Annotated in this window: 23 protein-coding genes; 13 read left to right on the plus strand and 10 right to left on the minus strand. The window is 29.1% G+C overall.

All coding sequences use genetic code 11. From position 1 onward, the window contains the following. Positions 1-229: 229 nt before the first annotated feature. Together CLPA_RS05375 and preA are read left to right on the plus strand one after the other, a co-directional pair. Positions 230-556: a hypothetical protein gene (locus tag CLPA_RS05375; protein WP_003444468.1), complete on the plus strand. Its 327-nt coding sequence runs from the start codon at positions 230-232 to the stop codon at positions 554-556. A 1-nt stretch (position 557) separates the two neighbouring features. Next, complete coding sequence (preA, locus tag CLPA_RS05380) at positions 558-1,757, plus strand: NAD-dependent dihydropyrimidine dehydrogenase subunit PreA (protein ID WP_003444461.1); 1,200 nt, start codon at positions 558-560, stop codon at positions 1,755-1,757. 145 nt (positions 1,758-1,902) lie between these two features. Here the strand turns inward: preA and guaD are convergent, their stop codons facing one another. From guaD to CLPA_RS05395, 3 genes are all read right to left on the minus strand, one after another. Beyond that, entirely contained in the window at positions 1,903-3,183 is a 1,281-nt protein-coding gene (gene guaD / locus CLPA_RS05385; RefSeq protein ID WP_003444459.1) for a guanine deaminase, read from the minus strand. A gap of 289 nt (positions 3,184-3,472) precedes the next feature. Continuing rightward, the gene (locus CLPA_RS05390) at positions 3,473-5,068 is read right to left on the minus strand and encodes a putative ABC exporter domain-containing protein (protein WP_003444454.1); all 1,596 of its coding nucleotides are present in this window, start codon (positions 5,066-5,068) and stop codon (positions 3,473-3,475) included. Between the two features lie 3 nt (positions 5,069-5,071). Then, positions 5,072-5,767, minus strand: a complete 696-nt coding sequence (locus CLPA_RS05395) for an ABC transporter ATP-binding protein (RefSeq protein WP_003444451.1) — start codon at positions 5,765-5,767, stop codon at positions 5,072-5,074. An 872-nt stretch (positions 5,768-6,639) separates the two neighbouring features. Here CLPA_RS05395 and CLPA_RS05400 point away from each other — a divergent pair. Together CLPA_RS05400 and nifH are read left to right on the plus strand one after the other, a co-directional pair. After that, entirely contained in the window at positions 6,640-8,547 is a 1,908-nt protein-coding gene (locus tag CLPA_RS05400) for a sensor histidine kinase (RefSeq protein ID WP_003444448.1), read from the plus strand. Positions 8,548-8,896: 349 nt separating this feature from the next. Continuing rightward, on the plus strand, positions 8,897-9,718 hold the full coding sequence (gene nifH / locus CLPA_RS05405) for a nitrogenase iron protein (RefSeq protein WP_003444445.1): 822 nt from the start codon (positions 8,897-8,899) through the stop codon (positions 9,716-9,718). A 94-nt stretch (positions 9,719-9,812) separates the two neighbouring features. Here the strand turns inward: nifH and CLPA_RS21875 are convergent, their stop codons facing one another. Continuing rightward, complete coding sequence (locus tag CLPA_RS21875; protein ID WP_257786232.1) at positions 9,813-9,941, minus strand: hypothetical protein; 129 nt, start codon at positions 9,939-9,941, stop codon at positions 9,813-9,815. 427 nt (positions 9,942-10,368) lie between these two features. Here CLPA_RS21875 and CLPA_RS20775 point away from each other — a divergent pair, with 427 nt between their 5' ends. From CLPA_RS20775 to CLPA_RS05435, 7 genes are all read left to right on the plus strand, one after another. Beyond that, positions 10,369-11,292: an IS3 family transposase gene (locus CLPA_RS20775; RefSeq protein WP_257786246.1), complete on the plus strand. Its 924-nt coding sequence runs from the start codon at positions 10,369-10,371 to the stop codon at positions 11,290-11,292. Positions 11,293-11,544: 252 nt separating this feature from the next. Further along, on the plus strand, positions 11,545-12,273 hold the full coding sequence (locus CLPA_RS05415; protein WP_003444441.1) for a sugar phosphate isomerase/epimerase family protein: 729 nt from the start codon (positions 11,545-11,547) through the stop codon (positions 12,271-12,273). 242 nt (positions 12,274-12,515) lie between these two features. Then, positions 12,516-13,121, plus strand: coding sequence for a histidine phosphatase family protein (locus CLPA_RS05420; protein WP_003444439.1), 606 nt, complete (start codon positions 12,516-12,518; stop codon positions 13,119-13,121). Positions 13,122-13,297: 176 nt separating this feature from the next. Further along, positions 13,298-13,843, plus strand: coding sequence for a sugar phosphate isomerase/epimerase family protein (locus CLPA_RS05425; RefSeq protein ID WP_003444437.1), 546 nt, complete (start codon positions 13,298-13,300; stop codon positions 13,841-13,843). 57 nt (positions 13,844-13,900) lie between these two features. After that, complete coding sequence (locus CLPA_RS21620; RefSeq protein WP_003444435.1) at positions 13,901-14,077, plus strand: hypothetical protein; 177 nt, start codon at positions 13,901-13,903, stop codon at positions 14,075-14,077. Positions 14,078-14,294: 217 nt separating this feature from the next. Beyond that, a complete protein-coding gene (locus CLPA_RS05430) occupies positions 14,295-15,038 on the plus strand; it encodes an AAA family ATPase (RefSeq protein ID WP_003444433.1) in 744 nt (247 codons plus the stop codon). Between the two features lie 156 nt (positions 15,039-15,194). Continuing rightward, the gene (locus CLPA_RS05435) at positions 15,195-15,434 is read left to right on the plus strand and encodes a hypothetical protein (protein ID WP_236900384.1); all 240 of its coding nucleotides are present in this window, start codon (positions 15,195-15,197) and stop codon (positions 15,432-15,434) included. Between the two features lie 73 nt (positions 15,435-15,507). Here the strand turns inward: CLPA_RS05435 and CLPA_RS05440 are convergent, their stop codons facing one another. Then, a complete protein-coding gene (locus CLPA_RS05440) occupies positions 15,508-16,533 on the minus strand; it encodes a type I glyceraldehyde-3-phosphate dehydrogenase (protein WP_003444429.1) in 1,026 nt (341 codons plus the stop codon). A gap of 40 nt (positions 16,534-16,573) precedes the next feature. Then, positions 16,574-17,638, minus strand: a complete 1,065-nt coding sequence (locus tag CLPA_RS05445; protein WP_236900385.1) for an AbrB family transcriptional regulator — start codon at positions 17,636-17,638, stop codon at positions 16,574-16,576. A 574-nt stretch (positions 17,639-18,212) separates the two neighbouring features. On the opposite strand from CLPA_RS05445, the gene CLPA_RS05450 reads away from it, so the two are divergent. Next, entirely contained in the window at positions 18,213-19,148 is a 936-nt protein-coding gene (locus CLPA_RS05450) for a substrate-binding domain-containing protein (protein WP_003444426.1), read from the plus strand. Between the two features lie 5 nt (positions 19,149-19,153). On the opposite strand, the gene CLPA_RS05455 is transcribed toward CLPA_RS05450, so the two are convergent. The 4 genes from CLPA_RS05455 to CLPA_RS05470 form a co-directional block, all read right to left on the minus strand. After that, positions 19,154-20,191, minus strand: coding sequence for a substrate-binding domain-containing protein (locus tag CLPA_RS05455; RefSeq protein WP_003444422.1), 1,038 nt, complete (start codon positions 20,189-20,191; stop codon positions 19,154-19,156). 401 nt (positions 20,192-20,592) lie between these two features. After that, positions 20,593-21,045, minus strand: coding sequence for a hypothetical protein (locus CLPA_RS05460; protein WP_003444418.1), 453 nt, complete (start codon positions 21,043-21,045; stop codon positions 20,593-20,595). 36 nt (positions 21,046-21,081) lie between these two features. Further along, a complete protein-coding gene (locus CLPA_RS05465; RefSeq protein ID WP_003444416.1) occupies positions 21,082-21,627 on the minus strand; it encodes a hypothetical protein in 546 nt (181 codons plus the stop codon). 14 nt (positions 21,628-21,641) lie between these two features. Beyond that, positions 21,642-22,625: a phosphodiester glycosidase family protein gene (locus CLPA_RS05470; RefSeq protein WP_003444415.1), complete on the minus strand. Its 984-nt coding sequence runs from the start codon at positions 22,623-22,625 to the stop codon at positions 21,642-21,644. A gap of 335 nt (positions 22,626-22,960) precedes the next feature. Between CLPA_RS05470 and CLPA_RS05475 the strand changes: the two genes are divergently transcribed. Beyond that, positions 22,961-23,311: a hypothetical protein gene (locus tag CLPA_RS05475; RefSeq protein ID WP_003444413.1), complete on the plus strand. Its 351-nt coding sequence runs from the start codon at positions 22,961-22,963 to the stop codon at positions 23,309-23,311. Positions 23,312-23,564: the final 253 nt, after the last annotated feature.

Raw genomic sequence — 23,564 nt, forward strand, 5'->3', positions numbered from 1 at the left:
GAATAATGGAGTTAAGTTGCTGTAATGAAATTTAATTGTCAGATTAATATGAGATTGTAGTAATTTATTGTGATAGAATAAGTCATTACTTTGTTGATTGAATATTCTCAATATTATAAGTATTGAGAATATATTATAGATATGTGATTTAAATTATAAGTTTTAATATACATTTACAATTACAAATATTTAATAATTAAAATTAAATAGAAAATGGAGAGATTTATTTATGATTAAAAAGAAAGTTACAAAAACTATGATTATAGAAGAAACAGCAAGATGTCTTTTGTGTTATGATGCGCCTTGCAGCAAGGCATGTCCTGCTGAATTTGATCCAGCTAAGAATATTAGATCTGTCAGGTTTCAAAATTTTAGAGGATCTGCAGAATCAGTAAAGAGAATTAGTGAAGTATCGGGAAAATGTGGTGAAGCTTGTAATAAGGTCAGGTTTTGTCAAAGAAGTTGCATACGAGGAAAGATAGACAGGCCTATTCAGATAAATATGGTACATGAATTTTTAACAGAAGGTAAAAATGGAAATAAGGAGGATATCTAATATGAAAGATTTATCAATAGAATTTTGTGGTGTAAAGTGTGAAAATCCTTTTTTTCTTTCCTCATCAGTGGTAGGAAATAATTTTGAAATGTGTGCAAAGGCTCTGGAAATGGGTTGGGGAGGAGTTGTCTTTAAAACTATTGGATTTTATGTATCAAAGGAAGTTTCACCTAGATTTGATACTATAGGTAAAGAGGGAACACCTTTTATAGGTTTTAAAAATTTAGAGCAGATCTCAGAACATTCTTTAGAGGAAAATTTAGAATGGATGAGACAGCTTAAGGAGAAGTATCCCAATAAAATTTTAGTAGCTTCTATAATGGGACAGAATGAACAGGAATGGACAGAACTTGCAAAGCTGGTTACTGAAATAGGAGCAGATATAATAGAGTGTAATTTTTCCTGTCCTCAGATGGCAAGTGATGCCATGGGATCAGATGTAGGACAAAATCCAGAATTAGTTAAAAGATATTGTGAGGCAACAAGAAAGGGAAGTAATTTACCTATACTTGCCAAGATGACACCTAATATAGGAAATATGGAGATTCCAGCTATTGCGGCTATGGAAGGTGGAGCAACAGGTCTTGCAGCAATAAATACTATTAAAAGTATTACTAAAATAGATTTAGATAGCTTTTTATCTTACCCAATAGTCAATGGCAAATCCTCTGTATCTGGTTATTCTGGTAAAGCAGTAAAGCCTATAGCCTTAAGATTTATACATGATCTAGCAAAAAATGAAACTCTTAAAGGAGTACCTATAAGTGGCATGGGGGGAATAGAGACCTGGGAAGATGCTGCTGAATTCATATTACTTGGTTCAACAAATCTTCAAGTTACTACTGCGGTAATGCAGTATGGATACAGAATAATTGAAGATTTAATAAGTGGATTATCTTATTACATGGAAGATAAGGGGTTTGATAAGCTTCAGGATATGGTAGGACTTGCTCTTGAAAACATAGTGCCAGCAGAAGAACTTGACAGAAACTTTATTTTATATCCTTCTTTTGATGAAAATACCTGTGTAGGCTGCGGTAGATGTTATATCTCCTGTTATGATGGAGGACATCAGGCAATAAAATGGGAAAGTGATTTGCGCAGACCAATACTTATGGAGGATAAGTGTGTAGGATGTCATTTATGTGCAAATGTATGTCCAGTTAAGGCTATATCCTCTGGAAAAATTCAGTATAAGTAGTTGATATATAGTTTCATAAAGATTGATTAGTTTTAGTGAGAAAAGACGAAGGTCAAAGCAAAGTATAAAGTTCAAAAAACAAATATCAAATGGAGAAAAAATGATAAAAATAAATACATCTAAGAAAAGGTATTTTGACCTTTTCTTAAAATGTAGGTTCACTAACTTCCTTCCCCGCTACATACCTGATCTTTATATTTCTGTCATCACCAGTGTAGATGAATTTCTGAAGTCTTTCTTCTAGAGTTAATTCTTTTACTATAGGAAGAGTACTATCGTCAATTATTAAAGCATCAAATTCATAGCCTTCTTCAAAGCTTCCAACTTTTCCAAAGAATTTGCCTCCGCCTTTTGTAGCAAGATAGAATATTTCAGCAGTGTTTAACGGTTTTTCAGCTCTATTTTTCACAGCATAGTTTAAATTGGATACTTGAGCTGTAGATACCATAGTATTTATCATGGATAGACTATGTCCGCCGGAAATATCACTTCCAAGGGCTACGGGGATACCTCTATCTATGAGCTTCCTTATGGGAGCTATACCACTGGATAGATTATTGTTTGAATTAGCACAATGTACGGCAAAAATCTTTTTTTTAGCCATTAAGGCAATTTCATCTTCCTTTAAATGTACACAGTGAGCCATGCAAGTAGAAAATTGTCTTAAAAGTCCTGTTTCATAATATACTCTAGCATAGTTTTTACTTCTTGGATGAAGTTCTTTTACAAAGGCAATTTCGTCTTTATTTTCACATAGATGTGATTGTATTTTAGTATTATACTTTTCTGCAAGCTTTCCAAGACCATACATTAATTCTTCAGTACAAGTAGGTACAAATCTTGGAGTAATTATTGGCTTTACTAAATCGTATTTATTTGAGTATTCTATTAGAATTTCCTCTGTGTCCTTTAAGGAGTTTTCTGTAGTTTCAATTAAGAAATTCGGAGAGTTCCTGTCCATATTGACTTTGCCTACATAAGCTGAAAGTCCTGATATATTAAACATATCCATAAGCATTTTTGAGGATTCTTTATGGAGGGTTGCAAAGATTACAGATCGAGTAGTTCCAAATTTCCATAATTCCTTAATAAGACTTGAATATACCTTCTTAGCATAAACTAAATCTGAATACTTTTTTTCTTCAGGGAAGGTATAAGTTTCAAGCCAAGGCATTAATTCCTTATCTAGTCCAAGTCCTAAATTTGCAAATTGTGGAGCATGAAGATGTAAGTCTACAAAACCTGGAATTATAAGAGAATTTCCATAGTCTTTTACAATTATATCTTTAAACTTTTCAGGAAGCTTTTCATATACGCCTTTAACAGATTTATTTTCTATAATAATATAGCTATTTTCAAATATACTGTATTTACCTAAATCAGGGGTAAATATAATATTACCTTTAACAGCATAAACATTTTCCATAATTATACCTTCTTTCTGGAGTATATCTAGTTGTTTTATTATATGAATTGTAAACAACCTTGGTAATTATAGCTTTTAGAAAATATTTTGTCAATTAATCATACTGACTAGTTAAAATTTTATGCTTGGTTAAATTTTACTAAATTATTCAGCAGTAAAGGACTATTTATATTGTTTCAGTAAATTGGCAGAGGCTTTTATTTCATAGAGAAAAGGAGAGTTAAAATTCAGCTCTCCTTAATAATTAGTTATTAAATTTTATTTGCTTTTTTAGAAATATATAGTGAGTTTATTCCAATTCCATGTGATCAAATATACCAATACAGCCCAGGGAAATCAGTGCTGCTGCAGCAACTCCATATAATAAGAATGCAAAGTATATAGCATATCCAGCAAAATCTTTAAGTAAAAATGTAAATATAAGTATTATTAATACCATTGGAATAGCTAGTAGTAATTGAAAAATCATAAATAGTATGGCAGTAGCAAATTGTCCAGTGAAACCTAAGGCATGGGCAATTCTGAAGGTCAAAAGTCCGCTGTAAGAGAGCATGCCTCCCCAAACTATATAGCATATTATACAAAGTAATATTTCCAATATTGATTTTCTTCCCAGTATTCCAAAAGGTACAAACAGTATTACAGCATCAGAAAATATTTTTATCAGAGAAGAAGCTATACCATAAAATAACTTCTTTTGGGGGCTATCAGGTAAAAGAAATATAAAATAATTGTATATTTCATTATATATTTTACCACCAAATCCAGAAGTAAAAAGTAATAAACCTGAAGCAATGATGAATATAATCTTTATGTCCATACTTTTAGCGAAAATACCTAGAACTATTGAAATTGATAAAAGTATAAGTGAATAGGTATTTACAAAAAATATAAAACTTCTCTTTGAGTACTCATCCATATGTTTAAATAGTAAAACTTTTGCTCCATATTTTTCTTTAAGATTTAATTCTGAATTTTTAAATTTAAAGGGTCTCAGTATAAATCCCTTTTTATTATTATTTGAAGATATTTTACTGTTTTTTACATTCTTAATATCTTCATTGAATTCTGCCGAACTTAGCATGTCTTCATAAAAGTCAAGTTTCATAGAATAGGTTATATAAATTAAGAGTAAACTTAAAGCTGTGATTAAGATTATATATACAAAGTATGAAGACTTAACTCCAGTGATAGTCTGAAGAGCTATTTCTCTCATCCATCCAAAGAGTGGTATATATTTAAACAATGAATTATAAGTTAAAGTTTCTCCAAACTTTACTGCAAAGCTTTTTATATCACCTTTTACTACTATAAAAGTAATCAGAGCTGCTAATACCAATATAAAGGACTTTATAAAGCTGCGTATAATAAAACCCACTTTTTTATATTTACTGCATAGGGCAAATACAAATAATTTTAAACAATTACATAAAATTAATTGAAAGATAATATAGGATATAAAAAATAGAATTTGTGCCATTGGTGTTATTTTTAAATTTTTTATAACATTTGTAATCTGAAGCAGTATATAGATTGATGTGAAAAATTCCAATGCTATTTTTTTTACTATACCGTAAAGCATTATAGTCTGCGGTTTTATTGGTGATACAAATATAAGATTTACATCACTCATACTAAATTTTGATTTTACCTTTTTTGTACCACTATATAGTGAAAATAGAAAAGTTACTAAAGTTAAAATTACAAATATACTTACACAAATTGTTAAAGAAATATCATTTTCAGAAGAATTTTTTCTTGGTAAAAGTAAAACTCCAACCCAAATCAATGTAAAAATTATTCCAATAGATCTCTGTGGTTTTTCTTTAATTCTCTTTAGATAATTTATGATACTGGTTTTTAATAAATAGATTAAGGCTTTCATATTCTATTCCTCCGTAAACTCGAAGAATATTTCTTCCAGGGATTTAAATTCATTATTGAATTCACTTCTTGCTTTAGACAACACAAATTCACCATTTTTCATTATTAGGATTCTATCCCAAAGTTCTTGAACAGAATCAAGAAGATGTGTGCTTACTACTATTGCAACTCCTTCATTTTTTAATTTAATCAATAGTTCTTTCATATTTCTTATAGCCTTTGGATCAAGACCAAGCATAGGCTCGTCCACAAGAAGAACCTTTGGTTCAGTAATTAATGCACAGCAGATACTGGCTTTTTGCTGCATTCCCTTTGATAAATCACTGCCATACTTATCTTTTTTATCCCAAAGATCAAATAGTTTAAGAAGTTCTTCTGCTCTTTTCTCATGATTTTTTATATTAAAAGCGTGAGCCATAAGTGTGAGATGTTCGCTTATAGTTAATAGAGGAAATAGAGAAGGTAGTTCAGGTATATATCCCAAGGCACTTTTGCCTTTAATACTTTTATTATCGTAGCCGCAAATTTCTATTTTACCTTCATATTTTAAAAGACCTGCGATAGATTTTATGATTGTAGATTTACCAGCACCATTAGGACCTGCCAGTACTGCTACTTCACCGGCATTTACTGTGAAATTGACATTTTTTACTGCTTGTGTTTTACCATAGTTTTTACTTAATTTTGATACTTCTAGCATATATCTCTTCCCTTCATTATAAATAATTTTTAACATGACTAACTTGGCGTAAGTCTCCAACGCACTCTGTACAGTCCTCGCACCAAATTAAAATTTGGGCTCTCTACTTGCACTCTGTACAGCCCTCACACAAAATCGAAAAGAAGATTTTGGTTCTCTGCTTTTCTTCAAGTGGAAGCTCAAAGCCAAGTAAGCCATGCATTTGCAGTTCTAAAATTCAGATGGGGTAAAAGAATCCCTACCTGAATTAAGAACTTGCTTCAATTTGATTTTATTTAATCATTAGTGAATACATAACTTCAATTATCTTATGCAGCATAGCGTTAATACAAGATAAGAATCTCTTATATAATCTAATTTACAAGGGATAAATTAGATTAATAATAAAGTAATACACGTAGGATAAAAAATTAGTTGAATATTTTAAAGATCATATTATATAAAAAGCTATAAAGATATTAGAAAATTATGGCTAATCACATACATATTACTATAAAAATGAGAAAAATACTAGATGAATACTTAAAATTGTTCAATATAAATAAATATTAGATTACATAATTAAGGGTTTTTATGTTTTAAGTATATTGCAAAATATGTCAAAAAAATGAATTCGTTTTATCTAATGTTATTTGTAGAATATAGTATAATTATATATAATATTGAAATTATGTAATTGTACAATAATTAATTTCTGCAAAACTACATGAATAAATTTAGATAATAGTCAGTGTATCGGATAACTTACCTAAAATTAGCGAGAACACAAATTCTTACTGCGTAAGATTAATTATAAAAATATAAAGCAAAATTATTTTACATTTACAATGGGGATAATATAGGTTATTTAATTTGAAAACAGAGGGATGGATATGAAATATACTTTAAAAAAATCTAAGAAAGCATTTTTGTATACAAAAGATGATATTGCAGTGGAAGTTAATGATGATTTTATGGACATTACAGGATATTCTAAAGAAGAATTATTAGGGAAATCTATTGAGCAAATTATTGATCTTCTTAGAATAAGTAGTTTTAATTATAATCAAAATTTAAATGAGGAATATAGTTATTATTTTGTTACAAAATTAGACAAAGTTAAAAAAGTAAATATTTCATTCAGTCTATTAGAAAAGGATGAAAGAAAAAAATATTATTTTGACGAAAAGAATTGCTTTTTCATTGAAGATAAAGTATCCTTTATGGAAAAAATTTGGACAAAAGATCAGGGAGAATTTGCAATATGGGAAAGTGAAAATTTAATTATGCTTCAATGTAGTGAAGGATTTTCAAGTTTTTTTAGATTATCCCATAGTAAAAAAGAAAATTATATAGGAAAAAATATAAAAGAGATTGAGAATAAAGTAAGTGATATAAGTAAAGTTTTAAAAAAAGCAATAGATACAGGTAAAGCTCAAATGATTAAGGAATCTAGACACACTTTCAATAGTGAAGAGAGCTATTGGAATTTTAATATGATTCCAATAACTATTAAAGGTAAAGTTAAATATATAATTCAAACCTGCTCAAATATAACAGAAAAAGTGTTACGGGAAAAAATTATAAAGGAACAAAATATTAAATTAATACAAACTCAATATGATTTTTTTAATACCATGATAAATAATCTTGATTTACCTGTAATTAGACTATCTTATCCAGATTTTAAAATTAAAACTTTAAATCATAAGGGATATATTTTATTAAAAAGATTAAAACCTGAAATAGAAAATTTAGAGAAACTTAAAGGTATAAGATGTGCTAATATATATGATAACTTTGATGAAAAATGTCTTTTAAGTCATATTAAAAATATCTTAGAAAATAAAGATAAATTTGGTATTCGTAAAAGATTTGTAGTATCAGGAGAAGAAACATTTATGAATATGGTACATTATCCACTAATCGATATTGATGGAAAGGTATTGGAAATTATTCAAATAGCTGTGGATGTAACGGAGGAAATTAGAACAAACAATAAAGTAGAAAAGAGCCTTAGAATACAGCAGGAAGTTTTTGCTAACATATCTCATGAATTGAGAACTCCATTGAATGTAATATTTAGTGCAATTCAATTATTTCAGTTATATTTGAATAAGGATAATTTAAATGAAAATAAAAATAAAATAATAAATAATTTGTATACTGTAAAGCAAAATTGCTACAGATTATCAAGATTTGTGAATAATATAGTGGACTTAGCTAAGATAGAAGCTGGGAATTTTAAATTAAACTTATGTAATGAAAATATAGTAAATCTGATTAAGGAAATAGTTAAATATTCAGTCAAATATATAAAATTTAAAGGAGTAAACATAGTTTTTAATACAAATGTTGAAGAAAAAATTATTGCCTGTGATTCCTATGAATTAGCGCGAGCTATTTTAAATTTGATTTCCAATGCTATAAAATTTTCCCATAACAAGAGTGAAATCTACGTGGAATTAGTAAATAAAAATAAAACTGTGGAAATATCTGTAGCTGATAATGGAATGGGCATTGATAAAAATTATTATGATGTTATATTTCATAAATTTAATCAGATTGATAAATCCTTTACAAGAAATACAGAGGGCAGCGGTATGGGACTTTATATTGCTAAATCAATTATAGAAATGCATAGTGGTAAAATAAGTGTAGAAAGTAAGCTTGGCAAGGGAAGTAAATTTAAAGTGGAATTACCTTCAAAAATACTAAAAAATAATTATAAAAATAATAATCATTTAAGCGATAATTTGGACATGATAAATATGGAATTCTCTGATATATATTCTAGTTAAAAATTCAAATATTATGGTAACATTTTTATGTAGGCATAGATATAAGTTAGTTATAAAAAATGACTTATATTTGTGTCTATATAAAAAATATATTTAAAATTTTCTAGAAATAATTTATCTTTATTTTATCAAATGTAAACGTATTTATATTTGATAAAATAATAAGGTAAATTACATTTCATTAATAATTTAATATATAATTAAAAAGAAAATTAAAAAATATATTGATTTTATTGCTAAAAAATAATATACTCATATTAACGCAAATTTACATAGCATTTAAATAAATATTAATTTCATAGTAAAGTTTTAAATTTAATTTATTTTTAATTTATAGGAGGAATGTTTAATGAGACAGGTAGCTATTTATGGAAAAGGTGGAATAGGTAAATCAACTACAACACAAAACCTAACATCAGGTTTACATGCAATGGGTAAGACTATAATGGTAGTAGGATGTGATCCTAAAGCAGATTCAACAAGATTGTTATTAGGAGGATTAGCTCAAAAATCCGTTCTTGATACATTAAGAGAAGAAGGAGAAGATGTTGAGTTAGATTCCATATTAAAAGAAGGTTATGGCGGAATCAGATGTGTTGAATCCGGCGGTCCAGAACCAGGAGTTGGATGTGCAGGAAGAGGAATAATCACTTCAATAAATATGCTTGAACAATTAGGAGCTTATACAGACGATTTAGACTATGTATTCTACGATGTACTTGGAGACGTTGTTTGTGGTGGATTCGCAATGCCAATCAGAGAAGGAAAAGCTCAGGAAATATACATAGTAGCAAGTGGAGAAATGATGGCACTATATGCTGCTAATAACATATCAAAAGGTATCCAAAAATATGCTAAGAGTGGTGGAGTTAGACTTGGTGGTATCATCTGTAACAGTAGAAAAGTTGCAAATGAATATGAATTGCTTGATGCTTTCGCTAAAGAACTTGGAAGTCAGTTAATACATTTCGTACCAAGAAGCCCAATGGTTACAAAGGCAGAAATCAACAAGCAAACTGTTATTGAATTTGATCCTACTTGTGAACAGGCTGAAGAATACAGAGAATTAGCTAGAAAAGTAGATGCAAATGAATTATTCGTTATACCAAAGCCAATGACTCAAGAAAGACTTGAAGAAATATTAATGGAATATGGTTTAATGGATCTATAGGATTCATTATTTTAAGAGATGTTTCACAGTGTATGTTTATACATTGTGAAACATCTTTTTAAGTTTTCAATAGTATACTTTTAGTTAAAAATAACTACTTGTTTTTAGCAGGAGAACTATTATGAAAAGCTGTTTTTGCAGCATCTGTATCCATAGTTTTTTCAGTAATATTGTTTAGGGCTTTATTTTGCTTTACATTTTTAGTCTTTTTGTTTCTGTTCATTTTTTTATCACTCCTCCATAAAAATATAGAAACTTAACAGCTATATTTTTAACAAATATAATAAAAAATATTTGCAAAAATAAAAGAAAAGGGTAAATCAATATTTTAATTAAATAATAATTCATTTTCAGTAGTTAATTCAGTTAGTTCAGATATCTTTTTTATATCCAAGCTTTTTAGCATTTTGTAGCTACTTTTTCAATACCTTGTTTCAGTCTTCTTTTTTCTACATTTTTAAAATTTTTTTCAATAAGAATGAATTTTTTGTCTGTTAAAATTAAATTACCTTTTTTGTTAAATATGACCAATCTTTCTTTGTAAAACCTTTAAGGAATTCTAAAAAGTTATTAGGAGAAAAAGATTTAAAAATAGCAATTCTTGAAGATTTAATAAAAAAAGCAAACCCTCAATTAAAGATAAAGTAGAAATAGCTAAAAAATATATAACTCAAGGATATAATGCAGTTTTTGTACTGAAAACAGTTAAGATTTCTAGGTCAACTTATTACTATAACTTAAGTGCTGAAGGTAAAGAAAAAGCTAAATCTAAGGGCGGTAAGCCTAGGGGATATAGCCTAAATAAAGAGAATAAAAAGATATGTGATGAGCTTATTAAAGAGTTTATTATAGAGTCAATTGATGGTGATGCCATTAATTATGGATATAGAAAAATAACTTATCATCTAAGAAAATATTACAATCTTATAATTAATCCTAAGAAAGTTTATAGGCTTTGCAAGGAGCTCAATGTACTTAAAGAACAAAGAGTTATTAAACCTAAAGTAAAGAGAACCATTGCAGCTAACAGAATTGTAACAGGTTCAAATCAGCTTTGGGAAATGGATATAAAATATGGTTATATTCAAGGTCAAGATAAATTTTTCTATCTGCTAAATCTAATTGATATTTTTGATAGAAGTATTATTGACTACCACATGGGATATCACTGTGAAGCTAAAGATGCGGCAGCATTATTAAGAAAATGTTTAATGAGAAGAAATCTATTTGAAGATGGAGCTAAGAAACCTGTAATAAGAACAGATAACGGACCTCAGTTTGTAAGCTATAAATTCAGTGAGTGCTGTGAGAAAGTTAAAGTGGAACATGAGAGAATACCAGTAAAAACACCAAATAAAAATGCTCATGTAGAATCATTTCATCGAATCCTTGAGGATGAATGTTTAAAAATTAATGAATTTCAAACTTATGCAGACGCATATGAGTCAGTAAACGAATTCATGATAAGATATAACAATAGGAGAATGCATTCAAGCTTAGGTTTTATGTCACCAAATGAATTTTATACCCTTCATTTTGGAGAGAATCTAACTGGCATTGAAATAAGGGTCTAATTCTAAGAAAATCGAAGAATTTATTAGGTTTTGTCCAAAACCAAGGGGTTAATCCGAAAGGTATTTTAATACGAAGAAAATAATCAAAACTCTGTAGTTGCAGTAATTTATAATATCTATTAGTTTGAATTAAGTATGACTATTATACTAATGTAATAATGGTAAATAAGTGCGATTCAACTTTTAATAATTATTAAATTGAATTAAAAACTATTTAACAATAAGAAAATTATATTTAAAGGAAGTGAATAAATGAATTTATCTATTGCTACAGCAACATTTTATCATGTGCCATTCAAAGAAACTCTTGAAATTATTAAAAAGGCTGGATTTGAGTATATTGAACTTGATATTTACTGGAAGGGTGGAGATAACTGGGAAGCTGGGCAGCATCTAAAGAATTTAAAACCACGAGAAGTATTGAAAATGATTAAAGAAAGTGGCCTTAAAATAAGCTCACTTCATGATATTGGTGGAGTTGTTTATAGCGACAATGATTCTATGATTTCATTTGATACATACGAGTATTTAGAGTATGGAGTAGATGATATTCCTTGCGTTGTATTCCATACACCACACAAAAAGACTGATGATATAGGTTGGTGGGAAAAGTACAAGGAAAAAGCAGGAGCAGATTTACAAGAACTTAAAGGCAAAGCTCTAATTTGTATTGAAAATATGTCCTGTTTTGATGGTTATCAGGTAGCACTAATTAATCCTACAGATATGATTGATTTTTCCAAAGAAAATGAGATATTTGTAAATATTGATACTACACATTACGCTGAAGCTGGAATTGATATAGTACAAGCTGCCGATATATTGAAAGATTGCGTGAAAAGTATACATTTAAGTGATTTCAAGTATGGTAAAACACATTTATACATTGGAGAAGGTGACCTGAATTTTAAAGGCTTTTTTAATAATCTTTATTTAGATAATCTTCATGCAATTACTTTAGAATGTAATATACCATATTGATAGGAACAATCCAAACATAGCTGTGCAATCTATGAGGCAAGCTCGAAATTATTTGGAAAATATAATTGTATAATTTTTACATTATTAAAATGACACTGAGGTTTGATTCGGATTTTTCTAATGAATTAAATTAAATCAAAGATTAGAAGCCTACCCGTATAGAAAAAAGAATGGTTATTTTGTAAAATAGTAAATGAAGAAATACTATTAGTAAATATCAAACTAGCGTAAGAGGTTGGAATATGATTATATATTTGATAAGACATGGTAAAGACAATGATAATTATCGTGGTGGCTGGAGTGATTTGGGATTAGTAGAAGAGGGAATAAATCAATCCAAGTTATTATATAAAAATAAGGAAAAATATAAAATTGATACATTGATTAGCAGTGATTTAAGACATGCTGTTGAAACAACACAAGAGATAGAGAAAAAACTTAATATATCTGCAAAATTCTCTTCAAAGTGGAGAGAAAATAATAATGGTATATTATCCGGTATGCTGAATAGTGAAGCACTTCAGAAATATCCTAACCTTTTTTTCAATACATTGAGAATGGATGAACAATATCCTGGAGGAGAGAGTCCTGTAGAATTTTATAACAGGATTAAAGAGTCATACAATAAACTCTGTAATAGGATCCTTAATGGTGAAATTGGTCCCAATGTAATGCTTGTTACACATGGTGGAGTAATAAATATTATTTATCATATTGTAAAGAGTATTAAATGGACTAATAAATGTAGTCCATTATGTAAATTGACAACTACAGGTATACATGCAATTGAATATACGGTAGATGGTTGGAAGATAACTATATCTAATAATATAGAGCATTTACAGTAAAATATTAAAGATCACAATAGATTAAAAAAACGTTTTATGATATTGAGTGAATTACTGGGAAGCTTGACATAACAGTAACAGATTATTAAATTATATTTATAGCTTTTATAATCAATATCTTATGTTACCATAATAACTATGTGGAATATAACATTTATTGACTAGGAGTGAATAGGATGAGAAAAACATGCATATTTTCATGGTTCGGATATCTAATTAATATGAATGAAAGGTTTAAATTAATTAAACAAGCAGGTTTTGATGGAGTACTTCTATGGTGGAGTGATGAAAATATTGATACAGATGGAGCAAAAGAAAAGCAACCGGAATTAGTATTAAAAAATGATCTATTTATAGAGAACATACATTTGCCTTTTAGTGGTATAAATGATTTATGGATTGATAATATAAATGGTGATCATTATGAAAAGATGATCATTAATAGTATCAGACAGTGTGATAACTTTCAAATACCAACAGTTGTTATGCATTTAACTAGAGGGGACAACCCTCCTTCAATTTGTAAAACTGGATTAAATCGTATAAAGAGAATTGTAGATACAGTTGAAAACTTAAATGTTAATATTGCACTTGAAAACTTAAGAAAGCCAGAATATATTGATTATATTTTTGAAGAAATATCCTCACCTAAACTCGGATTTTGTTATGATAGTGGACATAATAATTGTTTTACTCCAGAAAGAGATTTTTTAAAGGATTAAGGAGATAAGCTGTTTGCACTGCATTTACATGACAATGACGAAATAGAGGATTTACATATGCTGCCTTATGATGGAAATATTGAATGGAAGAAAATTAAGAATCAAATTGATAATACACATTATAGTGGAGCTATTTCTCTTGAAATTGAGCAAGGAACACACGAGAAATACAGAAATATGTCAGCAGAAGAATTTTTAAGAAGAGCATTTATTTCAGCTTCTAATTTAACTTAAATGTATTAAAATAATAAATTTAGTGCAAAAGAAAATAGTACTAAGCTTTCTAGTGTAATTTATTAACTACAATTTTCAGGATTGGTAGTAAAAAAAGGATGAACATAATTAAAGATAATAGTGAAATGTAAGTTTGCGGGATGTGATAAATTGCCTAGGAGAAAGAAAAAAATACTGGATGATAATTTCATAATGTCACCAATATGGAGGTATGTCTATGGATTTATTGGAATGTAACCAATACTTGAGAAGCATGGAACTGAAAAGAAAAGATATAGAATCCTTTGATAAGTATCCTTATTGTTTATATGCAATAAAAAATTTATATAGTCTTAAATTCCATCCAAAGATTACTTATATAGTAGGAGAAAATGGTTCAGGTAAATCTACAATTTTAGAATCAATTGCGGTTGCCTATGGTTTTAATCCTGAAGGTGGAACAATTAACTTTAACTTTTCATCTATGGATACTCATTCAGAGTTACATAATTATATAAAATTAATAAAAGGAGTAAGAAAGCCTAAGGATGGATTTTTTTTAAGAGCAGAAAGTTTTTATAATCTTGCAACCAATGTTGATGAACTTGATAGAGATATTCCAGGACTTGTGAATTATTATGGTGGAAAGTCATTACACAAGCAATCCCATGGAGAATCTTTTTTTTCATTGTTCATGAATAGATTCTCTGGAAATGGACTATATATTTTAGATGAGCCTGAAGCGGCACTGTCTCCATCAAGGCAGATGTCCATGTTAGCAAGAATTCATGAACTGGTAAATAAAAAATCTCAGTTTATTATTGTAACTCATTCTCCAATTATAATGGCATATCCGGATGCTGTTATATATGAAATAAAAGATACAATAAATGAAGTTAAATATGAATACACAGAGAATTATCAGATAATGAAAAGTTTTATTAATAATAAAGATAAAATGATAAGAATTCTTATGAATTAAATTGTATAAATTATCAACGATAATCTGTTTTAATAACATCTATAAAGTATAAATTATTAAGGAGAAAAAATGAAATTTTCCAGAACAGCTATTATAATAGTATCATTTTTTTTAATAATTATTGGAGGGTTTATAATAAGTCATACCACTCCTTCAATGTCTATTAGGGCACATATATTTATAAATGGATATCCAATTGGAGCATTTAAAGGAACTATACAGGTTAATAAAGGCCAATATAATATGGACAAGGATGTTCTTCATAGAGGAAATTCTATGATTTACACTATGGTTGGCTATCACATATATGACAGGGTAACAGGAGATGTAATATCCAATTATAAAGTTAAAAAAATTGGATTTTTATATTTTGTAGAAGACTATGGAGAAGGTTAATTATTTATATAACAAGAAGCAGTGGATAAAATAACATTCCACTGCTTGCGCATTTTTGGTAATAATTATAAGATTAATTGGCTGATTTTAGACTAACTGCATACTTAAGTATCCTCACCATCTGGCTTACAAAAGAGTTTTCGTTATCAAACCAGGCTGATACTCTAACCTGATATTCATCTGGGTGGCTTTGGATCACCAGAGTTTGGGTGGCATCAAATATGGAGGCATAAGTATTTCCAATAATATCAGAGGATACATATTCTTCTTCAGTATATCCGAAAAATTCTGATGATGCACCTTTCATGGTCTTATTAATATTGTCTGCTGAAATATCCTTTCCACATACAACTGCAGTAAAGGTTATGTAACAACCTATGGGTACAGGTACTCTTACTGCAGAGCCCATAAGTTTGCCTCTTAAATCAGGGATTACAATACCCACTGCCTTTGCAGCTTCTGCTGTTGTGGGTACAATGTTTGAGGATGCCGCACGTGAACGTCTGTAATTGCCTCTTCTTTGTGGTCCGTCCACCAACATTTGAGTGCCTGTAAAGCCATGAACTACAGTCATAATGCCACTTTGAATAGGTGCATAAGCATTCAAGGTCTTCACAACAGGAGCAAGTGCATTTGTGGAACAGGATGCGGCTGATATTATATTGCTCACTGGTAATAAGATGTTGTGGTTTACACCGTACACCACGGTAGGAATGTCAGACCCTGCAGGAGCTGAAAGCAGTACTATCTTGGCACCTGCCTTTATGTGTCTCTGTGCCTTTTCCTTTGAAAGGTATGCACCTGAACAATCAATTACAACATCTATACCAAGCTGTTTCCATGGAAGGTTTACAGCATCAGTTTCGTTATAGACGTTTATTTTCTTTTTATTAACCGTTATGTAGTTACTGCCGGCTTCAATGCAATTTGCATAACGATATGTACCTTGTGTTGTATCATATTTTAATAGATAAGAGAGCATATCTGTATCAGTTATATCATTGATTGCAGTTACTTCCAATTCATGTGAATCGAATATCTGCCTAAATGTAAGACGTCCTATACGACCAAATCCATTAATTGCTATTTTAGTTCCCATAAGTATTTCCTCCTAAATCTATTTGTATTATGCTTAATTGTTATTTACCAATAAAATATACTACAATATGTATAATCTGTGGAAAGAAAGTCATTACAATAACTGCCCGCAGTACTTGCATTATTATCACATCTGTATTTTCAACACCCATATCAGAGGAAATCAGTGCCATATCAGAAGCACCAGCAGGAGTTGTTATGAGCATGGACTCTTTTCTTGTAAATCCACAGGTTTTTCTGATTATTATGCCTGTAAAGAAGCAGTTTATCATATAGGCAATAATAATGATTAGCAGTGGAATAAAAAGATATCTCAGCTCTAGTAAATCCTGCAATACTATATTACTTCCAAGATAACAGCCGCTTAGAACTTGAGCACATTTTTTTGCCCAGCGTGGTATGTAAGCAAAATCAAAAACTAGTTTTAGAATAAGTACTGCAATAATGGGAAATGAAAAGGAAGCAGATGGAATCTTTGTCATACTACCAAGTATTCCTGCTATTGCAGCAACTATGAAGGTGCAAGCAAAAGATTGCCAAGATTTTGTTTTAGATTTTTTACGTTTTTCAGTATTAGCTTCTCTTTTTTTATACTTTTCAGTAGACTTTTTACTTCTATCATAGGCAAGTATTAATGAAGGGAATACACCTATCCCTAACACTTGTCTTACTATTTGCAGTACAGCTACCTTTGGTGCATCAGCTCCCATAGCGGCTGCTATAATTGGTGTATCGCTGATGCCTCCGGGAACAACAGACATAAGTGAAGTTAAAAGATCTAAGGGACTTACCAAGTATATAAGTAAACCTGCCGAAAGATTTAGTATAAGAAAACTAATCAGCATAATAGCAGCAGGCTTAGCTATTATAGGAATTCTTTTTACATCACTTTTCTCCATAATACATCCAATAAATGCTCCAGCAACTATTTGTACAAATAATTTAGTCTCGTTAGGTACATATGTAGTTCCAAAAAAAATGTTCAGTATAGCAGCTCCTACAATAGCACCGGCCAGAAGGCCACCTGGAATTTTAATTTTAACTGCAGCAAGTCCAAAAATACTTCCAATAAACAATGTTAGAAATAGATAAAAAATGTTCATCATTTGCTCCTCCTATTTAATTTTTTATATATAAATTCATATAGATTCACACTTGTAGTGAATAAAAATGTGTGATATAATATGAAATGACATATTAATATACATAAATAAGTTTTTAAGTATAATATTATATTATTTCGTGCATATAATCAATATAAAAAATATGTAGATTTAAAATATAAAGATAAATTTAATTACTATAATGAATGGAAAAAGTGGTCAATGGCAGATAAAAATATTAAAAAGAAAGATGAGGTGAAAAATCCTGATTTTTGGATAGTAAACAGAAAAAAATTAGTAAGTTAGTATTAACTTTAAAATAGATTGAATTTTCCACAAGAACACCTAGTAGGAAAGCCTTGTGTGGATAGATATATTTTAGGGGCTGAGTAACACTAGCAATTCTACTGAACTTTATAAGGATATTGGAAATCGTTAAATTATAAAGGCATTGTGGAATTTTAATAGGTCAGTATTAACCTTAGTAGTTGAATTCTGTGATACTACCATTCTATTAGTTGATAGAATGAAAATATTAGATACGTATGTTTGTCTAATATTTAGAAATCAGGTTTACATGGAAGAGAGAAATGCTTTATCTACTCAGGAAGTTGCAGATATGCTTCATGTTAGTAAAAGTAAAATATACGATTTGATAAAAAAGGGAGAAATAAATTCTTATAAAGTAGGTAGAAAAGTGCGCTTTATGGAAAAAGACGTAAAAGAGTATATTGCTCGTTCACGAAATAATCAGCCTATTGCAGCAGCTTCTGCTAGTGAAGATTTTAATCTTATGGGTAGTAATAAGAAAAATGAGGGTTTTATTATATGTGGGCAGGATTTAATACTAGATGTGCTTTCTAATTATATGAGGCTTCATGGTATTCCTGCATTAAGAGCTTATATAGGAAGCTATGACAGCTTGATATCTCTTTATAAGAATAAGGTGAATGTAGCATCGGCGCATTTGCTGGACATTGATACTGGTACATATAATATTCCCTATGTTAAGAGGCTTATTCCTGGAATTCCAACTGTTATCATTCATTTGACTTGGCGAATTCAAGGATTGTATGTTCAAAAAGGCAATCCAAAGGGTATTTATGATTGGAAGGATTTTGGAAGAGATGATATTACTATGATTAACAGAGAACGGGGTGCTGGTTCAAGAGTATTGCTTGATGAAAATTTAAAACTTCTTGGGATATATGGAAGTTTTATTAGAGGATATGGTAATGAAACTCAGTCACATCTGGCAGTTGCCAGTGCAGTTAGCAGTGGTAAGGCAGATGTAGCAGTAGGTAGTGAAAAAATAGCAAGACAGGTGGATAATATAGAATTTATTCCACTCCAGAAGGAAAGATACGACCTAGTTATAAGAAAAGAAGATCTTCACACCGCTGAAATGGAAACTCTATTGAAAATAATTCGTTCAGATACATTTAAGAATGAATTTGAACATATAGGCGGATATGATACAAGTGATATGGGAAAAATTATTGAAAGAATATAATTGATCTAAACTTCAGTTATCTTTCCAATTTCACTTAAATTGTACCCTTTAATACCTTGTAATTCCATCTTAAAATTTTCTGAATGAAGTATATCTATTAATGCATCAAAAGGTATACTGTGTAAATACTCTTTTTTTAGAATGAGTTCATACCTTTCTTTTTGCAAAGGTATAAATTCTATATCTGGTATTTGATAAGCTGTTTTTTCTATTCCAAGACCAAAGTCAGCTTTACCACTGGAAACAATACTTGCTACAGCTACATGGGTTAAATATTTTTCATTGTAACCTCTTAAATCTTTACTGGAAAGTCCAAGTAGTTTTAGGTGCTGATCTAGAAGTACCCTTGTACCGGCACCATTTTCTCTATTGGCAAAGGTTATATCCTTTCGTTTTAAATCTTCCCAGCCAGTAATTTTTTTAGGGTTACCTTTTTGCACATAAAATCCTTGAACACGAGATACCAGATGTACTATTATGGCGGAAATACCAGGAAGAAATTTTTTAACGTAGGATATATTGTATTCATCTGTTTCAGAATCCCAAAGATGACAGGCGGCAATTTGTGCTTCACCTTCATAGAGATTTACCAGACTCCTATAGCTGCTTACACAGGAAAGTGCAGTACGTGAACCTTTAGGATGTTTTGAAAGATAACGAGATAGTGTATCTAAAATTATATCTTCACCGGCAATTAACAAAGTATTTGTTCTGGATTGCGGATTGTAATTTGTTTTTATTTCCTGAAATTCATTTAAATTATATAAGCTTGCAATATTGTTATTGTAATTATTATCTGTAATGATGTTTTTTGTGATGTTATTTCCAGTGTTATTATTTGTATTAGAAATTTTATTCTTAGGATTATTCAGATTTTTTGATCTATTTTTATAATCTTCTACATCACTTAGCTCTACTCTTACTCTTCTGCCAATTCTATAGGCATTGAGCTCTCCCCGCTTTATAAGTTCATATACAGTGGTTTTTGCAATTTTTAAAATATCTGCCACTTCTTGTGGTGTTAGTGAAGAATTTTCACTCATAAGGTTTTGATTTCCTTTCTAAAATATAATTTTTATTGTCAATATAACAATTATAATGCTTTTTTCCGATTAAATACAATACAATAATTTAAAATGTATAATTATTATATGAAAAAAGTGTTCTTAAAATACAATATTTGTTTTATAAATTAATATATGACAGTGAATTAACACTAGCTTAAATTATCAATACTAATTATTAGATAATAAAAATATAAATTATAAACATAATATAATTTTAATAATAGCTATAAATAATAAACAATAACAAATAAAAATAATTTTACAATCTATAACTATATTATACAGAAAGGATTGATTTATATATTATGTATTCTTAGCATAAGAATAGTAAAATATCTGTATCACAATGCACGGATATTCACTATGATACAGATACTTTAGTTCAGTTTTGTTCTTTGAAGCTTGCCATTTTCCAAAGATAATACTTCACTACTGGTTATAGCGAGGAAATTGCCTTTATAAATAGTTTTCTTATTATTTTGTTTATTAAGTATATAGGAATTTTCAGGATATTTTATATATAAATTTTCTTTACTCATTATAATATTATCTTTATTAACAGGAGTTTCAATATCTATTGAATACCATTTTGAGATATCAGCTTCTCTAGAGCCATATAGTATTTTAGTCACTGTACTATCTTTAAGGACACCTATATATATATTTTCATTATCATCTGTACTGAGTATGCAATAATTTTCATTATCTATACTTTTTTTATTATTAGTAAAGGTTATAACATTATCACTTAAGTTCTCATATATAAGACCTGGAATATTTTTGAAAGCTTTTATAGTACCAATCTCTGTAGATGTAATTAAATGATTCATATTGCCATTTACATCATTGAAAAATATATCGCTGTTTCAATTAGTTTTTAAAGTTTTAATATAAAAAGTGTTCATAGCTGTAGAAAATTCTATATCAGATATTTTATCTTTGGAACTGCTTAAATGAAATTTTATATTTACATTAGCAGAATCTGTTGGACTTTTTTTACTATTATTTTCCGCATTATAGGTGTAGATACTTACCTCTGTAGGATTTTCAATAGACTTTTCACATAAAATTATTATATTTATATCGGGAAGCCATTTGCTATATATTTGTCTATTGTTTTTTTCAGCAGGCACTATCTCTTTTTTACCATTACTTGTATTAATTACATTTAATATATTATTTTCATAATAGGATAAATATTCACCATCAAAGGAAGACTCCACTTTAGTTGCAGATGATGGTATATTAATATCTATATTTTTAGTATTAGTACTTTTGTCTTCAATTTTTACTTCTGTGGTTTTTGTATTCATTAAAGAGTTTTTATAATATTTATCCGCAGTAAAAAAAACTGCACTTTGAAGTATTACAGCAATTATACTCCAGATAATTATGCTTTTTATTATTTTCATGTTACTAATCTCCTCTAAGGTTCTACATATAAGGAAGTGGCAACATATCTTTCACCATTCCAGCTGCGAGTGTCATTTATTACTTTGCCATTATAGTACATAGTGGAAGAAAAGCCTCCATCAAGACTTGTTGCATTGACAGCACCATATTTTAACATTAAATCTTGAACATCTTTTAGACTGGCTCCTGCATTAATAAGGTTTTTTCTTCCATCTAATACTAAAAATAAAACTGTGCCGTCAGCAGTTTGTCCTACTGCAGTACGAGGATTAAGACCTGTAGACATACCGTCAGATATCTGTCCCTTACCATTCACAACTAAAGCAGGTGGTATGAAACAAACCGCTTCTGAAACATTCATATTTTTTAAATCATTTATACTATGGTTACCAACAATAAGTTTACCGGATTTTGTAAAAGCAGTTACACTTTCTTTTTTATTTAAGTCAGCATTACTATAGGGATATATCAGGTTACCATTGGATATTACAAAACCACCTGGAAGGGCAGCTGATCCGCCATAAGTTTCAGATTTATTATCTGTAAAAGCTCCTCCATTTATTGCAGCTAGAGCATTATGATCTTTTGCCATCTCACTGGTTCGTTGACCCTCTTTGCCTAAATTTTTGGTCCAAGCCACTTTTATTTTATATTTAGAAGGTATTGAAAGTAAGTATCCTGTGTATCTTCCAGAGTCAGAACTAACTCCATAACAAGCAATTTTATTATCTTGATTTTTTACAGTTTGCATAACGTCAATGGATTGGTTTTGGGTATTGTTTGTATCACTGCTATTTAGTATATTGTTAATTTCATCTTGAGATAAAAATGAAGTGACAAAATATTGATGCCTTGTAGCCATTATGGTAGCAACTGTGATTTTTTTTAGAGTGTTAAAAGGTCCTCTATAAATATAGAAAGGTGAAGTTATTAAAATAAAGGCAATTTCATATATTATAAAACATAGAATTATTCTGATTTTATTTTTTTTACACAAAACATTTCCTCCTTTTTATCTGCTGATTTATATATTAAATTTATAATATATTTATGTCAAGAAAATATATTTATCTACAAAAATAAATATATTTTTTAATATAGCTGTAAATGTGAAAAATAAGGTGTAATAAATTAAATATTAGTGTATTATAAGATTATATAATTTAACCTGACTAACTTGTCGTAAGTCTCCCACTTCTTCAAGTAAGAGTTCAACGCCAAGTAAGCCATGCATTCGTAGTTCTAAAATTCAGATGGGGTAAAAGAATCCCCACCTGAATTAAGAACTTACTTCAATGGATAAGTTTTAATGTAAACAGGAGGATGATAAAAATGGAAAAGGAACTGGAACAAATTTATAAAGAGAAATTAAAAAGTTTAACAGATTACTTAGATAAGCATGATATAAAAGTACTGTATGTTTTAGAGGTAAATGAGAAGAATTCTATAGGAGGAAAAATACAATATTATTTTGTCCATGAGGAAGATAGGGAACATGCAATTGAAAAATTTAAGGATTACCAATATAAAAAGTATGAAATAACTGAGTTTGATGATATCTATTACGATAAAGGTGTTCCTACTTTTTCAGGAGATAATGGAGTTGAATTTGGAAGTATTGTAGGTCTTATAAAATTTAAACAAGAACTGAGATTTATAAAAATTCCAAATAAAGAAATATAATAAAAATAAACTTAGTGGAAAGATAAATTTCACTAAGTTTATTTTTTTATAAATTTACCTTTCATTTGATCATTGTGCAATATGTTAGAATCAGCTATTTAGAGTATAATTGTAGTTAAAATACAAAATTAGTACTTTTAAGTAATATAATTAATTCTGAGGAATTATTTTCATATTGAAAAATCTGCTAATGAAATATATACTAGTGCCAAGTGAACTTTATCTAGAAAATGACTTTATAAAAAATATTAAT

It is taken from the genome of Clostridium pasteurianum DSM 525 = ATCC 6013 (assembly GCF_000807255.1).
Lineage (GTDB): Bacteria > Bacillota > Clostridia > Clostridiales > Clostridiaceae > Clostridium_I > Clostridium_I pasteurianum.